Raw genomic sequence first — 16,675 nt, 5'->3', positions numbered from 1 at the left:
AGGGCGATCAACTCTGCGCGATGGCGGTTAACAGTTCCTCGAAGGCCTGGGCGAATTGATCCAGTCCTTCGTCCAGCAGTTGATGGCCGACGGCACCGTCCATATCGATACCGACTTCGGCCAATGCGGCCCAAACCTTTTTATCTTCCGCCAGACGTGGCTTGAGTATGGAGGCAATGCGTCCGTGGTCGGCGAAGACCATTAAGGTGGCCTCGGGCAAGGTGTTGATGGTTTTCGGGGCAATCAGGTTCTCGACGTACAGTACATCCGAGTAATCCGGATTCTTGGTACCCGTGCTCGCCCACAATAGATATTGCTCGCGCGCGCCCAAGCGGGCCATTTCGGCAAAATCCTCGCCTTCGAACACCTCACGAAAATGCTGATAGGCCATGCCGCCCAAAGCCAGCGCGGCTTTGCCACGCAGTTGCAGCGCCGTTTCGCTGCCAATTTCGGTGAGCTGCTGATCGACCAGCGTATCGACACGGCTCATGAACAGGCTCGCCACCGCCCGCACCCGACTTACGGCACCGCCACTGGCATGCAACGCCTTCAAGCCGCGCACGTAGGCTGCGAAGACGCGCTTGACCTGATCGAGGGAAAACATGAGCGTGACGTTGACGCTGATGCCGCGTGCGATCAGCAGTTCGAAGGCTTCGATACCCTCATCGGTCGCTGGAACTTTAATCAATAAATTCGGCCTGTCGGCCAGTTTTTTCAGCCGCTCGGCAGAGGCCACCGTGGAAGCTGCGTTATGTGCGATACGCGGCGACTCTTCCCAACTGACCCAGCCATCCTCGCCGTGGCTTTCGTCGAAAATAGGCCGAAGCTGGTCGCAGGCCTGCTGAATATCCTTCACGACAAGGTGTTCGTACACGAACTCCACATCGTCGTACTCCTTCTTGAGTGCTGCGATGTCATCCGTGTAATAAGGGCTGCCGACAATCGCCTTTTTGAAAATGGAGGGATTGGACGTCAGGCCACGAATGCCATAATTCTGGATCAATTCAGCCAACCGGCCCTCTTCGAGCAGCGCGCGGGACAGGTTATCCAGCCAGAGGCTTTGCCCCTGGCTGGCATAAAGTGTTGATAACTCATTCTGAGACATAATTCTTTTCCCTCCTGCTAATCAACAAAGGCAACATCCATGACTCATTGTAGGGCACCTCGAAAAACCTTTCGAGGTGCCCGTGCACCACAGGGATGTGGTGCCGCGCATCCTGTTTTCGCGCCCTTCCATCATCCATGGCGGAAGCCTGCGTCGCAGGTGCTGCGCTCAAATCAATCGCTTAAGCGATTGAAATAGCTTAAGTTCGTTGCGGACTTCGTCAGCTACGTGATGGTATCCCGCACCGAATGTCCTCGAAAAACTCCATGGAAGGAGTTTTTCGAGGTTCACTATAGAAGCGATCATGCTTGGCGAAACGATTTAATTGGCATGAATCAGCGGCGGAAAAACAACAGGGCCAGAACGATAACCGCACCCGTCATGGCGCCATACAGATGGGCATCCACCAGAACGGGCACACCGAGCAACTTAGCCGTACCCAGATCGCCAAAGCGTTGTTCCCACATGAGTTTTAATGCAATGGCCGCAGTCAAGGCCAACCCGCCAAGCCATTCTTTGTGTGACAGCAATCGAATGGCGCTGGCCGCGAACAGCCCGTGCAAAATACCGGAGAGCCCGACGTACCAGCCGACATGTGGATCAAGCACCAGCAACCCCAAGCCTACACCCAGCCCGCTTCCGATCAAAATAATCAGATAGCTGCGCTGTGTTTCCATGTAACTCGCCAGCGCCGTCCAGAGCAGCAGGCCGACCAAGTCCGAGGCCAGATGCCGCCAGTTGGCATGCACGAAATTGCCGGTGAATACCCGCCAAATCTGACCATGCAGAATATCCGCACGGTCGTAACGCAATTCACTACTGCCGTGCAGCAGCAGGATCGCCACGGCAATCACGGCTACGACCAGAGAAGTAAACCACTTTTGATTACGGTCGGTCATTCAGAAGTCCAAATCCGTTCAGTCAATTCCATTCAAACACGCGGTGATAGACCGTCTCCCGTCCAATGCATCATGGTCGACTGGGGGCGCGCACGATCTATTCCGCAAGGGCGCGCAAAATACCCGGCGTCAGAGCCCAGATCAACTGCCCCTGCCCTGCGCCAATACCCTCGGCGAAGCGCAACAAAATTGCACCCCCTTTTTTCAAGGGCATGGTGCCGGTGGCCGCGCCGCAGAGAAGTGTTTCGGCAAGATGGCTCAAATTGGGTTCATGGCCAATCAACGCGAGGCCATCGACACGGGGTTGTTTGCGCAGCCAATCGATCAGGTTTTCGGTCGACACCTCGGCCGACAGCATACCCTCGGTATCAAATTGACGAATCTCAAGAGCTGGCGCCACGATTTGCGCGGTTTGCTGCGCCCGAACCAACGGGCTGGTGATCAGGCGCTCAATCGGCAGCGCCAATGTCATCAAGCCCCGCGCCGCCAGTTGCATCCGCTCAATGCCACGAGGTGTCAAAGGACGCAGTTCATCGGCCTGGCCTGTGAGGGCAAATTGCTCCCGATCTTCAGCGGGAGCGTGGCGAATCAGTAATACATCCATAACGCATTCGGATCTCATCTGGGCGACTGTGCCGTGATCGTAGCACCATCACTGCCCGCATATCGTGACAAATTGATGCAAATGCCTATCAATCATTGAGCGACAGCCACTCCAGCTCCAAGGCTTCGTGTTCTTCTGCCAGCGTCTGGCGCTGGCTTGTCAGCTCGTGTGCATAGGTCGCATCCGTAGCCGTATACAAACCGGGATCAGCGAGTTGCGCATCCAGCTCCTGTAAAGCAAGCACCACCGCACTCAGGCGATGCTCGATTTCGGCTATGCGCTTGGCAGTGCGTTTGTCCGGTTTACCCGCCGATTTTTCGGCAGCGGGGCGCCAGGTCGATTCACTCTTGGGTTTCGTCGGCTCCACCGGTTTTGCAGGGGCGTTCGCCGCGCGACGTTCTTCGGTCAACACACGGCGGTAATCGTCGAGGTCGCCATCAAACACACCGACCTTTCCGTCGTGGACGCGCCAGAAGTTGTCGCAGACCATTTCGATGAGGCTGCGGTCATGCGATACCACCACTAACGCGCCTTCAAATGTTTGCAGCGCCGTAGCCAATGCCTCGCGCATTTCCAGATCGAGGTGGTTGGTCGGCTCATCGAGCAAAAGCAGATTCGGTGCCTGCCAGACGAGCAGGGCCAAGGCCAGACGCGCCTTTTCGCCACCGGAAAACGGCTCGATGTTTTCAAACGCCCGGTCGCCGATAAAGCCGAACCCGCCCAGAAAATTGCGCACTTCCTGGGTGGATGCCCGACCGGCGATGCGCTCAAGTGCGCTCATGGGCGTATCGCGCGGGTCCAGTTGTTCCAGTTGATGCTGGGCGTAATAACCCACGCGCACGCCCGCAGAGATGAACAGTTCGCCCGCCATGGGCTTCTCCGCGCCACCCAGCACACGCATCAAGGTGGTTTTACCCGCACCGTTCGCGCCCAAAAGGCCGATGCGATCACCCGCGCGCACGGTCAGATCGATGTTTTTGAGCAATGCCTTGCCGTTGTACCCCAGTTCGAGATGCTCCATCGTCATCAGCGGGTCGGGCGCATTCGGTGCGGGGCGAAAACTGAAGGTAAAACTGCTGTCGGCATGGGTGGCGGCCAGCACAGGCAAGCGGGCCAATGCCTTGATGCGGCTCTGCGCCTGTTTGGCCTTAGTTGCCTGTGCGCGGAAACGGTCGACAAATGCCGTCAAATGGGCGCGTTCGCGCTCGATTTTCGCCGAAAGCGCGGCATTTTGCGCCTGGCGTTCAGCGCGCATCTGCTCAAAACCGCTGTAATTGCTGGTGTAGACCGTGAGCGATTTGTTTTCCAGATGGGCGATGTGGGTGCAGACCTGATCCAGAAAATCCCGGTCGTGCGAGACCACCACCAGACTCCCCGGATAGTTGATCAACCATTGCTCCAGCCAGAACACCGCGTCCAGATCCAAGTGGTTGGTGGGTTCATCGAGCAGCAGGATATCGCTGGGCGCCAGCAAGGCCCGTGCAAGGTTGATGCGCATCCGCCAGCCACCGGAAAACGACCGCACGGGGCGGTCGATGGTGTCGGGCGCGAAACCCAGACCATCCAACAACCGTGCCGCGCGGGATCGGGCCGTAAAGCCATCGATCGCTTCCAGATCGTGGTACAGGGTTGCGAGTGCCATGCCGTCCTCGGCCTGTTCGGCTGCGGCAATCGCTTGAGATATGCGATGGTATTCGACGTCCCCCGCTAGCACGCTTTCAACCGCGCTCACGTCCAGTTCGTCGATTTCCTGCGCCACGGTCGCCAACCGCTGACCACCGGCCCGATCCACATTCCCTGCATCGGGCGAGAGCTTGCCTTCCAACAGCGCCAGCAGGCTCGACTTACCCGTGCCATTGCGACCCACCAAACCCAAACGATAACCGGGTTGAAGCGTCAGGTTGGCGTTTTCAAGTAATAACTGGGCGCCGCGCCGCAGACTGACGGATTGAAGCTGAATCATAAAGAATTAATCACGGGGAAATCTTGTAAAAATAAATAACGCGAAAGGATAACGCGTTTTGCTGGCTGATTGCATCATCCGCCCGTGACAAAATCAGTCGCGTGGTCAAAGTCGCAGCCGGTGCGAACCAGTTAATATTCCTATCATCGCAACAGGCTGAAGTAATTTAGGGAAGGTCTGCACAAATGCAGACCTTCCCGAGCAGGGCATGGATGCCCAGCCGCTAAATGACATAAGTCATTGAAAATATTATCACAAGACGGGCGTGAACGCGGGCTTACGCCCGCATCAAGCTGGCGCAAGCCCACGAAGCGATGGATGGATTCGGGCAGAGGTTCTTTAGACTAACTGCAAATCGGCAGGTTTTGCATCTGGGAACACCTGCTGAAGTTCGGCAGGCGTAAGGCCCCATAAGCGCTTGAACAAGCCGCCCAGCAAGCCACGGTAATCAGTGAGCACGGGCCAATCTCGGTTCTGATTAAGTGTTTTTTCGCTCAATGCGACCTGCTCACCGACAATTTTCCCGCCATGAACGCCACCACCCAGCACCCAATACGTGCTGCCGTGGCCATGGTCGGTACCGCGATTACCATTTTCACGAAAGGTGCGGCCAAATTCGCTGATAACGACCACGACGGTTTCGTTCCATGCTTTCCCCATGGTGTCGGGCAACACAGCCAGCCCTGCACCCAGTTCGGCAAATTTATTGGCGAGCTGGCCTTCGGCTCCTGTGACTCCTGTTTGGTTTATATGGGTATCCCAACCGCCCAAATCCATAAACCCCAGGTTGTAATGATCGCGCATTAACACCCCAATTTTAGCGGCAGCCGCTTGAAATCCGCTGGGATTGATCGCGCCGCGGCTCGCAGCGATCATCTCGGCAACGTAACCATTTGATGCCATTTGAGCCATATCTTCTGTTACTTGCTGCTGGGTGGTAAACGCAGTACGCACGGTCGGCGCCAAAGAGCTGTGCTGATACATCTGCTCAAGCAATTGGCGCTGAGCCTCATTCATACTCTGAATTTTACCAACCACCGGCTGATTGGCGATGCGCACTTTGCCCTGCATTGATAAGGGTAGTTGGTTGGTGAAAGCGATGCTGCGGGCACGATCGTGTAATACGGCAGCCAGACGATTCAGAAAGCCACTATTGAAATCCCTTGTATGTGCGCCTTGGCCAAGCTCGATGTGATCCTGCGTTTCAAAATGGCTACGAGACAAATCGGCAGTGCCTGCGAACGGCACAAAGGCTGCCTGTTGCCGTTGATACAGTGGCAAGACCGTGTCTTTCAGACTCGGATGCAATGCCCAGTCGCTATTGAGCTCCAGCGCGCCGTTGGGTTCACTGGGTTTAGGTACCGCAATGTTTGGTCGGCCCTGGTAGTATAAATCGCTACTGTAAGGCACCAGCAAATTGGCTGAATCGTAACCACCGCGCAAAAAAATCAATAGGAATCGAGGGTTGCCATTACTCGGGCTCGCTGCCCATACACGGGAATTGTAGGCTGCAAGCCCGATACAAGAGGCGATGGTGGTTTGAAGAAATTGACGACGGTTCATAATGAGATACCCTCCTGCGCAATACGTTTAGCGCCACATGAATTCTGGCGCTGAAAGCAGCAGGCTCACGGTTTGCCTTGAATTTTTAGCCTGCTCGATGATCTTGCGGGTTTGAGTACTGAAACTCCCCAATAGTTCTTGAATAAACGGACTATTCATATCAATCAGAACTTTCGGTGGCGGCTGAACCAGGGCACCGGGACGAGCGGCAATAAATCCGGCAAACTCGAATCGGTTGGCCATCTGACCGGAACCGTTCCAGTGACTGGCGCCAAGCTGGTAACCATCCGGTGTGGATCGGCCGTATAAAGCTTCGCCCATGAGGTTACTCCAGTTCACCAAGGGGTCGGTATGATTAATTACAACCTCGTCGGGTAGCAAGCGTGCAGCAGAAATCAAATAATGCAGCGGATCCTTGAACAGCTTGCCAAGAGAATGGGTAAATTCCCTGTGGTAGAACAATGTGCGCAACACACTGGCGATCTCACCGTGGCTCTTTTGCCACGTGTCCACCATGCGATCGATCAATTCCTTGGGTGGATTTTCTGCCACAAAAAACTGGGCAAGTTGCGTGCTAATGTGCCGCGCCGTGGCCGGGTGGTTCCCCAGGAACTCAATGACTTGATTGATCTCATCGAGCCCCTTGCCGTGAAAGACATGGCCAAATACGGTTTTGGGGTCAGAATCGTGTCGTGCAGGATTGAAGACCACTAGCCCATCTTGCCAAAACGCATCTTCAAATTGAGGAGGAACACGAATAGGCTGCCCCGGAATGGCAACCCCCAAACCGGTCAGCACCCGAGCCAGATTGGTCACATCTGCCTGCGTGTAACCGCTTCCAACGCCAACTGTGTGCAACTCCATGATTTCACGACCATAGTTTTCATTTATATGGCCTTTTGCGTTCTGCGCATTATTCAAATAAAGCAACATTTGCGGGCTATATACGGTGGCGCGAAATAAATCAACAAAGCGCCCCAGCACATGCGGTTTGATCACGCGCCGATAATAATCGCCCATCATCACGCGCAAAGGACCTTCTTGGAATACTGAGAAATGGTTCATCCAAAACCACGCCAGTTGTTCCTGCAACTGATTTGGGGAATAAATCGCGTAGAGCATCTGTTGTGCAGCGGCCTCGCGGGAAATAGCTGCAAATTGTTTCTGTATGTTTTGTTGTTCTTGAGCCTTTTGCTCAGGGCTGCCTGCGCTTTTCTGTACAGATTTGAGTTTTTCGCTCAGCTGATACCAGAGCAAGGACATCGGCACTTTATTGATCGTCATCGCCGCAATCTGCCTCTCAATTGCGGCAGGTAATGTGCCCTCTCCTTTGGGATGCATTTGTGCTTCAAGCCAAGCGGCTTGCCCTTGCCGTTCAACATCCGCAAGCGTCTTGGCATTCACGCCCCAGGAAAGGCGATTGATAAAGGCCAGTTGATCTGCGCGCGGATAATCTGTTGACGCCAAACCCGTTCTAGCGCACGACAACAGGCCGAGCGTCAAGGCACTGCTGCGTTGTAAAAATTGACGCCGAGCGAATCTGAATTGTGATGACATCCCGAACCACCCTCCTGTCTACCAGTGGGAACGCAATAATTAGACCCCGCATTGAGCCTTTCGCATAGAACAATTTTGTTAACCATTCGTAAGCAGTGGCTAGGTGAAAATGTGCTACATCAAACAGTAAGGCCAGCTGCACGATGTCCGCCTGATGGGGCCAGGCAGAGCACCATCGGCGGTGCAGCGACTTGTCAGGCTGCCTTGTACTCCCGGAATCCCGCTAACACGTCAGCAAACGACTTCGGGGCATACTTCTCGAAACTTTCCTGATCCACATACACAAAATCGTAGGTCACATCCGACCGCGTAGCGTTGATGTCTTCACACCACTGGCGCAGCCGCGCTGTTTTCAGCGGCACATCCAGGTCTTCCTGACCCTTGGTCTCGACCACCACAATCCGGCCATCTGTCAGCTTCACGAAAAAGTCGGGATAGTAGTTGGATATATCGCCGTCTGCATTCACATAGTCCAGCTTGAAATGCACTGCCAGATAGTTCTTGGCATAGGAAACCACATCACCGCAATCCTCCAGAAAACTGGCGAATTGCAGCTCGAAATGGCTGTCGCCGATCACGCGATTGAACACGCTCTTTTTCGGCATAAGGTAGCCTTGATCTTTCACCACAAAGGGCCGTGTCTGACGCAGCCTGATAGTATCCCGGATTTCAGCATCGCCCTTGTCGCGCACGGTCAGATCGTTGATCGCTTTCTTGAAGGTCTCGATCACCGTCTTGGTGGCCGCCAGTTCAGAAAGATTCCGGAGCGTGTTCGGCGATTCCAGATCAACCGTCTGGCCAAATAGCGCATCCTGAATGAACAGCTTGATCTTGCCGTACAGCACATCGTAGCCACTCACCAGCCGCAACTCCTTCATCACGGTCTGGGCGAAATATCCAACCACACTCCGATAGTCCGCTACTCCGGCAGTATCCAGGATCGTCGAATGCGTCACCTCGCCGGTGGTAATGTCCTTAAACACAATCTCGCGCTGCTCCTCCTCGCTGAAGGACTGGTAAATCACCGGCTGAAATGTCATGGCCCCGGCATTCATGTCGCCCAGGTTCTTGTATTCCCGATAGACGCGCGGCGACAGCACCGGGATTTCAATATCCAGCGCCTCAAGGTCTTTCTTCTCGTTGCTGTTATCGACTTCCACCACCAGCGGTGTTTTGGGCGGGGTGCCTTCGCCCATCGCCCTGCGTTCCAGCTCGACACCTTCGGCCTGAATGGATTCAACAAAGTCCATGAAAGCATCCGTGCCCACCACGCTGACCCACTCTTCGATCCCACCGGGATACATCTTGCGCAAGCCGCGCCCCAGGGTTTGCTCCGGCAGGATATTGCTCTTGGCCGAATAAGCCCGCAGGCCGACAATCGTGGTCACGTTGCGCACATCCCAGCCTTCCTTGAGCATCAACACGGAAACAATTGCCTTGTAGGGGCTTGCCAGTGAGTCGATCTCGTTCGATTGCTGGCGCAGCTTCTCCAGCTCCTCCTTGTCCTTGCCCGTGGCCGCTTCGGAAATCTCGCCGTTGTTCTTGGTGTGAATCACCAGCACCGCATCTTTGAGATCGGGGTAGCGCCCTTCCAGGTACGCCGCCACGTCATCGCAGTTCTTGGTGTCGTCGGTCATCACGAACAGGATGGCCTTCTTGTCCAGCTTGCGGTGTTCCTCGTACGCCTTGCGCCACTCGATCACGCCCAGGTCGATATAGTCGGCGTATTTCTCCGTGTATTTGGCGCTTTGCCGTTCCGACAGCTTGGCACGGCTGGCGGCATCGGGTAGCACAGGGTGTTTAACCACGTTCTGCGAGATCGCCTCCACCAGCGGATAGTCCGCCACCGTCTGTACGAAAATCGCGCCATTGTTATGCTTTGGCGTGGCGGTTACATCCAGTTGCAGAGAAAGCGCGCCCCCTTTTTGCAACAGCCGGTTGTGAATATCCTGAATCGACTGGAACCACGCGAGCCTCGCGTCGTGGATATGGTGCGCCTCATCGTTGAGCACCATCAGCTCGTCGATATCGCGCACGATCATGCCCAGATCGACCTTGGAATCCGTGGTCGCGCCGCTGGGCCGCTTGCCCAGAAAATAATCCATGGTGTTGTCGTCATCCTTTGATGCCGGAATGTCCTCGCCCGCATAGACGCGGTGGATATTGGTCAAAAAGATATTGCCGGTGGAGTGCGTCACGCGCACCTCGTCTTGCAAGTGCAGGGTTAGCTGAAAGTCGTCGCGCCAGTTGCGGCCATCAAAACCGTTGTCGGGCAGCACCGGGTCTTCAAAGAAGATGCGCAGGCCCTGAAAATCCTTATAGATACGATCCAGCACGATGATATTGGGTGCAATCACCAGAAAGTTGCGCGACAGTTCCGAATCCGGCTCATACAGCTTGTGATAAAAGCTCCAGGCCAGCGCCAAGCTCATCACCTTGGTCTTGCCGCTGCCGGTCGCCATCTTCACCACGTAGCGTCGCCAGCTCTCATCGAACATCTGCGCGCTCACCGCGCCACTGCTGTCGAAGCGCATCAGGTCGAACTTATCCTTGGCGCCCACCACGTCATACATGTAGATGATGGTCTCCAGCGCCTCACGCTGGGCGAAGAAGTATTGAAACTGAATGTCCGCACCATCCGTCTGCGTCTGCAAGTGCGGCTCTTTGAACCACCAGTTGAGCAGGCTCTTGCTGGTATCACTCGCGCCCACATAGCCGCTGTCTCGAAACGCCTGAACCTTCTTGCGCAAACTGGCTACCAGCGGCGGCATCAGCTTGTCCGCAGTGGTTTCGCGCAGGGCCTCGTCCGCCGGAAACCAGCGAATCTCCGGATTGAGAATGGCGTGTGGGGAATCGGGAAAGTCGGGATGCAGGGCCATTATTTTTTCCCACCCACGCTGACTTCCACAATCGTCATGGTGTCGTTACCGAAGATGTCCACCACCTTCACCGCAATCTTGCGCCGCCCCGGCTGGCATTCATGCGCCACACTGGTCAACTCCAGTGAGCGGTCCTTCTTGGTACGGAAACTCTGCCACTCGTTCTCGAACACATAGTCGCCGGTCCACTGCTCCTCGGTCTCGCCGGTTTCGGGAATCTGCACACGGATGATCTCGCGCTTATTCTCGAAGTCGAAATCCACGCTCCAGTAGTCGATCCAGTCGGTCCAGTGCCGGGTAAGTTGTTCGCGGGTCACGATGCCGTCCTTGTCGCGGCTCACCTTCACAATCTGGCCCTTTTCCACCACGATCTTGCTGCCCTTGTTCTTCAGGGTCGCCTCGGCATTGGCGATGGAATCCTGCGAGTAGAACACCGAGAAGTCGGTCAGCTCCACCGCTACCGTGTTCTTCTTGATGTGCGGCTTGACCTCAATGAAAGAGACATCATGGAACACTACCTGATTCTTCTCCACCGCCCGTTTATCGAACACCTCGGCGGGGATGTATTTGGGCGCGATGTCGATGCCCTTGCCCCGCGCCTCGTCCAGCACATTGGGGAAAAGCCCCATTTCGAACTCGAAGCCGAGAATGTCCACACGGGTGATGTGCTTCTTGCGGCATTCGAGCATAACCTCCTCGACGAACAGCCGGGTAACCGGCATATTCACCGGCCCCACCGCCACCAGCCGCCCCGCGCGTTTGCCGTTAAAGGTGGTGAAACCCTCGGTTTTTTCCGCCCGGTAGGCACGCAAAATTAAATCGAGAAAAGCGGCTTCCTTCTCTTCCAGTTGCTTGCGCTGTTGCTCTTCACGCAGGTTCGGATTGACGCCGACAAAGTGCTGACGCTCGTACCTGCCGAGATTGAGGATTTCAAAAGCGCGGTAGTCCTTGCCGTCTTCTTTCAACTGCCGCTGCACCCCGATCATGCGCTTTCGCGTGGTGTGGATGGCGAACTTACCCAGATCGGTGGCGATCCACTTGCGGCCCAATTTTTCGGCGACCGCCGCCGTGGTGCCGGAGCCGCAGAAGAAGTCGGCAATCAAATCACCTTCATTGGAAGATGCTTTGATAATGCGTTCGAGTAGGGCTTCGGGTTTTTGAGTGGGGTAGTCGATGCGCTCGTCAGACGTATTTCCAATTCTGCCCACATCGTCCCATGTAGTTGTGAGTGGATTTCCTTTCATATCTTCGAGATAGAACTTAAGACCGTCCATGCGCGGTGTTCCATCCCTTTTAGTCAAAATCCGGCCTTCAGCCCACCACTGTTCAAGTTGCTCGAACGAAGCCCCCCATGACCGATTATCTGGTGGTTTAGTGCCCCTCCATTCAAACTGTCTACTAGGATTTCGAGAGGAAAATGTTAAGTTCTCTGCTTTATAAAGACGGCCATCCTCGTCTTTTTTATAGCGACTTAGCTGTGCCTCGCCATAAGGGCGGTATTGCTCGTTAAAAATAAATTCGGAAGTCTTAGTGCAATAATGAATGGTGTCGTTAGAACGGACATAGCCTCTCGTTTTCATGTTATGAGAGCTTGTCCTCACCCATATGATTTCATTCTGGTATCGTCCCTGTCCAAAAATATCATCCAAGATCTGCCGCAAATGTTGCGTCACCCGCCAATCACAATGCACATAAATACTCCCATCCTCGGCCAGCAAATCCCGCATCAACACCAGCCGCTCATAAATCATGCTGATAAAGGAATCCGCGCCCTTGCCCCAGGTGTCGCGATAGGCGATCTCTTCGAGGATATTGGGCTTCTTGGTGAAGGTGTCGCCGCCGATCTCAATGTCCATGGAGAAATCCGCGCCCACGTCAAACGGCGGGTCGATATAGATCAGCTTGAGGCCGCCCTGTTTTTCAATCTCCTCGCGCAGCGGGCCGTTCTTGAGCGATGAGAGAATCAGTTTGTTGTCGCCCCAGATCAGCTTGTTGGTCCAGCCCTTGAGCTGACGGCCCCGGCTATCGAAATCGAACAGGTCGCCCATGATCGGCTTGTCCTCGGTGCGCTCGGCCCGCGGCTCGTCTACCTGCTCGATGGTCTGAAACGGCAACACGATATTGCAGACTTCGTTGGTCTTGCCGTTCCACACCAACTCAACCTCGCGTTTGTCGTCGAACAGCAAAAAGCGGTATTTCTCCGGCAACGGCTTATCCGATTCCAGAAAGCGAATCACTTCCTGTTTTTCTTGTTCTGATAGTTTCAGCATGTATGACCCTTACCTGTCTTCAAATTACCGCTCCGGCTGGTGTTGCCAACATTTAGGTTAGTCCGTCGCCGGAATCTGCGACGGGAGGGCAGTCAGGTTGCAGGGTTAGTAGTGGAAGACACCCTGTTTTTTGAACAAATGTTAAATCAAACCTACCGAATAAACCCCCTCCTTTCCACAGATAACCCTGACATACCATAAATTAAGGCGATTAAAGGTACGTTGCTCTCTGTAAGCCACTGAGGTGAAACAGGTTGCATCATATGAATAACGATGAAGGGCTCGTCCATATGCGAAATGGCGACGCCAGCCAAGCCTAAACCGAGATCGGCACCAAACTCACTATCGAAAACAGCGCATTCTTTTTGTTTTCCTCATGCCACAACGAACCGCATTTGCAGGCGGTTACAGCCGATTTTTTCGGGTACAAATTCGGATACAAATGCGCGTAAAAAAACACAAAAAAAGGCCGTTTTACACAACACAAAATGAAGTGGAAAACGGCCTAAGTTACTGATTTATTTGGTCGGAGTGATAGGATTCGAACCTACGACCCCTACGTCCCGAACGTAGTGCTCTACCAGACTGAGCCACACTCCGAAGTAGTGCCTGAAGCGACTGTTGATGGTGGAATCAATGATTCCGGGCAACGGCTGCATCGGCCAGCGCAAGCAGAGCTTCCTTGAACGGGCTGTCGGGAACGGCGTTGATGGCCTGTTTCGCCCGGTCTGCCTCGGCTTGCGCGAGGTGCGCAGTATAGGCGAGCGCGCCGGTATGTTCAATGGCTCTACAAATCGCCTGAATATCGCTGGCATCCTGCTCGGTAATCGCCCGGCGAATGAGCGCCACGGTGGCTTCATCACCCCGCTGCATGGCGATAATCAGTGGCAGTGTAGGCTTGCCTTCGGCCAGATCGTCGCCCACGTGTTTACCTGTGTGCGCTTCGTCGCCGGTGTAATCGAGCACGTCGTCGATCAACTGGAACGCGGTGCCCAGATGCAGGCCATATGCGGTCAGCTCCGCTTCCATTTCTTCCGGCTGGCCTTCGAGTACGGCGGCCAACTGGGTAGCGGCGGCGAACAGGGTGGCGGTTTTGCGAATAATGACATCGACGTAGCGCTCTTCGCTTACGTCGGCATCGCCCATGTTCATGAGTTGCAGCACTTCGCCTTCGGCAATACGGTTGGTAGCTTGCGCCAGAATGGCCATGACGCGGGGTTCCTGCACCTCGACCATCATCTCGAACGCACGCGAGTAGAGGAAATCGCCGGTTAAAACCGAAGCGGCATTGCCAAAGAGTGCATTCGCGGTATCGCGTCCGCGCCGCAGGGTGGATTCATCGACGACATCATCGTGCAGCAAGGTGGCGGTGTGAATCAGCTCGACTACCGCCGCCATTTGCGCGGCCCAGGGGGATTTTCCACCCAACGCCTTTGCCGCCAGCATCAGTACCATGGGGCGAAAGCGCTTGCCGCCCGCGCCGATGATGTACCGGGAAAGCTGATTGATGAGGGCGACATCGGAAGCCAGCTTGGTCTGGATCACGGTATTGACGCGCGCCATATCGGGTGCTGCGAGTTCGCGAATTTGGTCAACGGTCATGTTCGGCATAAAAGGCTCTAATTCGATATCGGGTGGGTTAGCAGTTGATACAGGTCGGCTTCATCCAGCACGGGTACGCCCAGTTCCTGCGCCTTAGCCAGTTTACTACCCGCCTCGCTACCTGCGATCACGGCAGTCGTTTTGCTGGAAACGCTCCCGCTGACTTTCGCGCCCAGCGCCTTGAGCCGCTCGCTCGCTTCTTCCCGCGTCATGCCGGAAAGCGCTCCCGTCAGAACATAGGTTTTACCGGCAAGCGTCAATGCATTCGCATCCGTTGCGACAATGGCGGGCCAGTGTACGCCGGCATCAATCAGATTGTGGATGACTTCCTGATTGTGTGGCTGCCGCAGGAACGTGAATACGTGCTGCGCCACCACAGGCCCCACATCCGGCACGGCTTGCAGATCGTCGAGCGAAGCGGCGCTCAGTGCATCCAGATCGCGGAAGTGGGCCGCCAGCCCTGCAGCCGTCACCTCGCCCACTTCCCGAATACCCAATGCATAGAGAAAACGGGGCAAGGTGGTTTGTTTGGCGGCAGCAATGGCATCCACGAGGTTCCGGGCGGATTTCTCGCCCATCCGCGGCAGGGTCAGCAACTGGGGCACGGTGAGATGAAACAGGTCATCGACATGCTCGACCAGCTTGTGTTCGAGCAGCAATTCGATCCACTTCTCGCCCAGCCCATCGATTGCCATCGCCTTGCGACTGGCGAAGTGCCGGATGGCTTCACGCCGCTGGGCCGGGCAGAATAGGCCACCACTGCAACGGGCAATGGCTTCGCCCTCCACCCGGATGACGTCCGAACCGCAAACGGGACACTGATCGGGTAGTTCGACGATGCGCGCATCCGGTGGACGCAAATCGGGCAGCACACGAACGACTTCGGGAATCACATCACCCGCTCGCCGGACGACGACCGTATCGCCGATGCGAATATCCTTGCGCGTGATTTCATCGATATTGTGCAAGGTGATATTGGATACCGTGACCCCGCCGACGAACACCGGATCGATGCGCGCAACCGGCGTCAGCGCCCCCGTGCGGCCCACCTGAAAATCGACTGAACGCACCCGACTGGTGGCTTCCTCGGCCGGAAACTTGAATGCCACGGCCCATCGCGGCGCCTTGGCCACAAAACCCAGTTCGTCCTGCAAGGACTGGGCGTTGATCTTGAACACCACACCATCGATGTCGTAATCGAGCTGTGACCGGCGCAAGCGCATTTCCTGATGATAGGCCAGCACCTCATCGCGCCCCGCGCAGCAGCGGCGCCATTCGCTGACGTTAAAACCCAGACCGGATAGCCAATCGAGCAGGCCAAGCTGGGTGTCGGGCAGATCAACGCCCTGTGCCGCCCCCACACCATAGGCGAAAAACTGTAACTGGCGCTTGGCCGTTATTCGCGGATCCTTTTGCCGCAAGGAGCCGGCGGCGGCATTCCTCGGGTTCACGAAACGCTTGTCACCACGGGCATCGGCGGCGGCATTCAGCGCGGCAAACGCCTTGTGCGACATGACGATCTCACCGCGCACTTCCAGCAGATCGCAGGATGATAGCGAATCGGGTAATTGCTGAGGAATTGAAGCGATGGTGCGGACGTTGAGCGTCACGTCTTCGCCGGTCTGCCCATCGCCGCGCGTCGCTGCCTGCTCAAGCTGACCCTTGCGGTAGATCAGGTTGATCGCCAGGCCATCGAACTTGGGTTCGGCGGCAAACACAAGCGGTGCGTCGCGCTTCAAGCGATCATGGATACGCTGGGCAAAGGCATCCCATTCCTCGACGCTGAACACATTATCCAGCGACAACATGGCCTGATGATGCTTGACGGGGGCGAAACTGGTGGTAAATGTCGGGCTGCCGACACGCTGGGTGGGCGAATCCAGCGTGACCCATTCCGGGTGAGCCGCTTCGATCTGTTGCAACTCGCGCATGAGCCGATCGAAGGCGGCGTCGCTTATTTCAGGATCGTCCAGCACGTAATAGCGGAAGTTGTGCCGTTCAATCTCTGCGCGGAGTGCAAGCAAACGGGCGTGGGCGCTATCCTCGGACGGCGCGGAGAACAAGTCAGGTAACGAAGACGCCATGATCCTCAGCTATTGAGCTGTTCGCGGTAGCGGTCGATCGATTCGGATGTCAGCGGCAGGCGCTGGTCATCGAGCACCTCGCCGCCGAGCTGATCGGCAATGTCGCGGGCAATGTCGATCATCTGGTCCAGAATCAGGCTTTCGCTGGG

11 protein-coding genes and 1 tRNA gene are annotated in these 16,675 nt (G+C 55.7%); all 12 read right to left on the bottom strand.

The features are described from left to right. Nucleotides 1-7 precede the first annotated feature (7 nt). Entirely contained in the window at nucleotides 8-1,105 is a 1,098-nt protein-coding gene (gene tal, locus M7R55_RS01395; RefSeq protein ID WP_298217822.1) for a transaldolase, read from the bottom strand. Nucleotides 1,106-1,440: 335 nt separating this feature from the next. Continuing rightward, nucleotides 1,441-2,004, bottom strand: coding sequence for a rhombosortase (gene rrtA, locus M7R55_RS01390; RefSeq protein WP_298217820.1), 564 nt, complete (start codon nucleotides 2,002-2,004; stop codon nucleotides 1,441-1,443). 97 nt (nucleotides 2,005-2,101) lie between these two features. Continuing rightward, nucleotides 2,102-2,608: a phosphohistidine phosphatase SixA gene (gene sixA, locus M7R55_RS01385; RefSeq protein ID WP_298217817.1), complete on the bottom strand. Its 507-nt coding sequence runs from the start codon at nucleotides 2,606-2,608 to the stop codon at nucleotides 2,102-2,104. Between the two features lie 88 nt (nucleotides 2,609-2,696). Then, entirely contained in the window at nucleotides 2,697-4,571 is a 1,875-nt protein-coding gene (locus M7R55_RS01380) for an ATP-binding cassette domain-containing protein (protein WP_298217815.1), read from the bottom strand. Nucleotides 4,572-4,910: 339 nt separating this feature from the next. Then, nucleotides 4,911-6,134 carry a DUF1501 domain-containing protein gene (locus M7R55_RS01375; RefSeq protein ID WP_298217814.1) on the bottom strand — a complete coding sequence of 408 codons (1,224 nt, stop codon included), beginning with the start codon at nucleotides 6,132-6,134 and terminating at the stop codon, nucleotides 4,911-4,913. Nucleotides 6,135-6,161: 27 nt separating this feature from the next. Next, on the bottom strand, nucleotides 6,162-7,691 hold the full coding sequence (locus tag M7R55_RS01370) for a DUF1800 domain-containing protein (protein WP_298217812.1): 1,530 nt from the start codon (nucleotides 7,689-7,691) through the stop codon (nucleotides 6,162-6,164). Between the two features lie 194 nt (nucleotides 7,692-7,885). Next, nucleotides 7,886-10,570: a DEAD/DEAH box helicase family protein gene (locus M7R55_RS01365; RefSeq protein ID WP_298217810.1), complete on the bottom strand. Its 2,685-nt coding sequence runs from the start codon at nucleotides 10,568-10,570 to the stop codon at nucleotides 7,886-7,888. Beyond that, nucleotides 10,570-12,840, bottom strand: a complete 2,271-nt coding sequence (locus M7R55_RS01360) for a site-specific DNA-methyltransferase (RefSeq protein ID WP_298217808.1) — start codon at nucleotides 12,838-12,840, stop codon at nucleotides 10,570-10,572. Before M7R55_RS01360 ends, M7R55_RS01365 begins: the two co-directional genes overlap by 1 nt. A 523-nt stretch (nucleotides 12,841-13,363) precedes the next feature. Further along, nucleotides 13,364-13,440, bottom strand: a tRNA-Pro gene (locus tag M7R55_RS01355). A gap of 33 nt (nucleotides 13,441-13,473) precedes the next feature. Further along, nucleotides 13,474-14,442: a polyprenyl synthetase family protein gene (locus M7R55_RS01350; RefSeq protein ID WP_298217847.1), complete on the bottom strand. Its 969-nt coding sequence runs from the start codon at nucleotides 14,440-14,442 to the stop codon at nucleotides 13,474-13,476. 17 nt (nucleotides 14,443-14,459) lie between these two features. Further along, entirely contained in the window at nucleotides 14,460-16,526 is a 2,067-nt protein-coding gene (gene ligA / locus M7R55_RS01345; protein ID WP_298217806.1) for an NAD-dependent DNA ligase LigA, read from the bottom strand. 5 nt (nucleotides 16,527-16,531) lie between these two features. Beyond that, nucleotides 16,532-16,648, bottom strand: coding sequence for a cell division protein ZipA C-terminal FtsZ-binding domain-containing protein (locus M7R55_RS12210; protein WP_366881115.1), 117 nt, complete (start codon nucleotides 16,646-16,648; stop codon nucleotides 16,532-16,534). Nucleotides 16,649-16,675: the final 27 nt, after the last annotated feature.

The organism is Halothiobacillus sp. (genome assembly GCF_027346185.1).
Classification (GTDB): Bacteria; Pseudomonadota; Gammaproteobacteria; order Halothiobacillales; family Halothiobacillaceae; genus Halothiobacillus.
The sequence above is the reverse complement of the archived record's forward strand: the minus strand, read 5'-3'. Positions and strand labels throughout refer to the sequence as shown.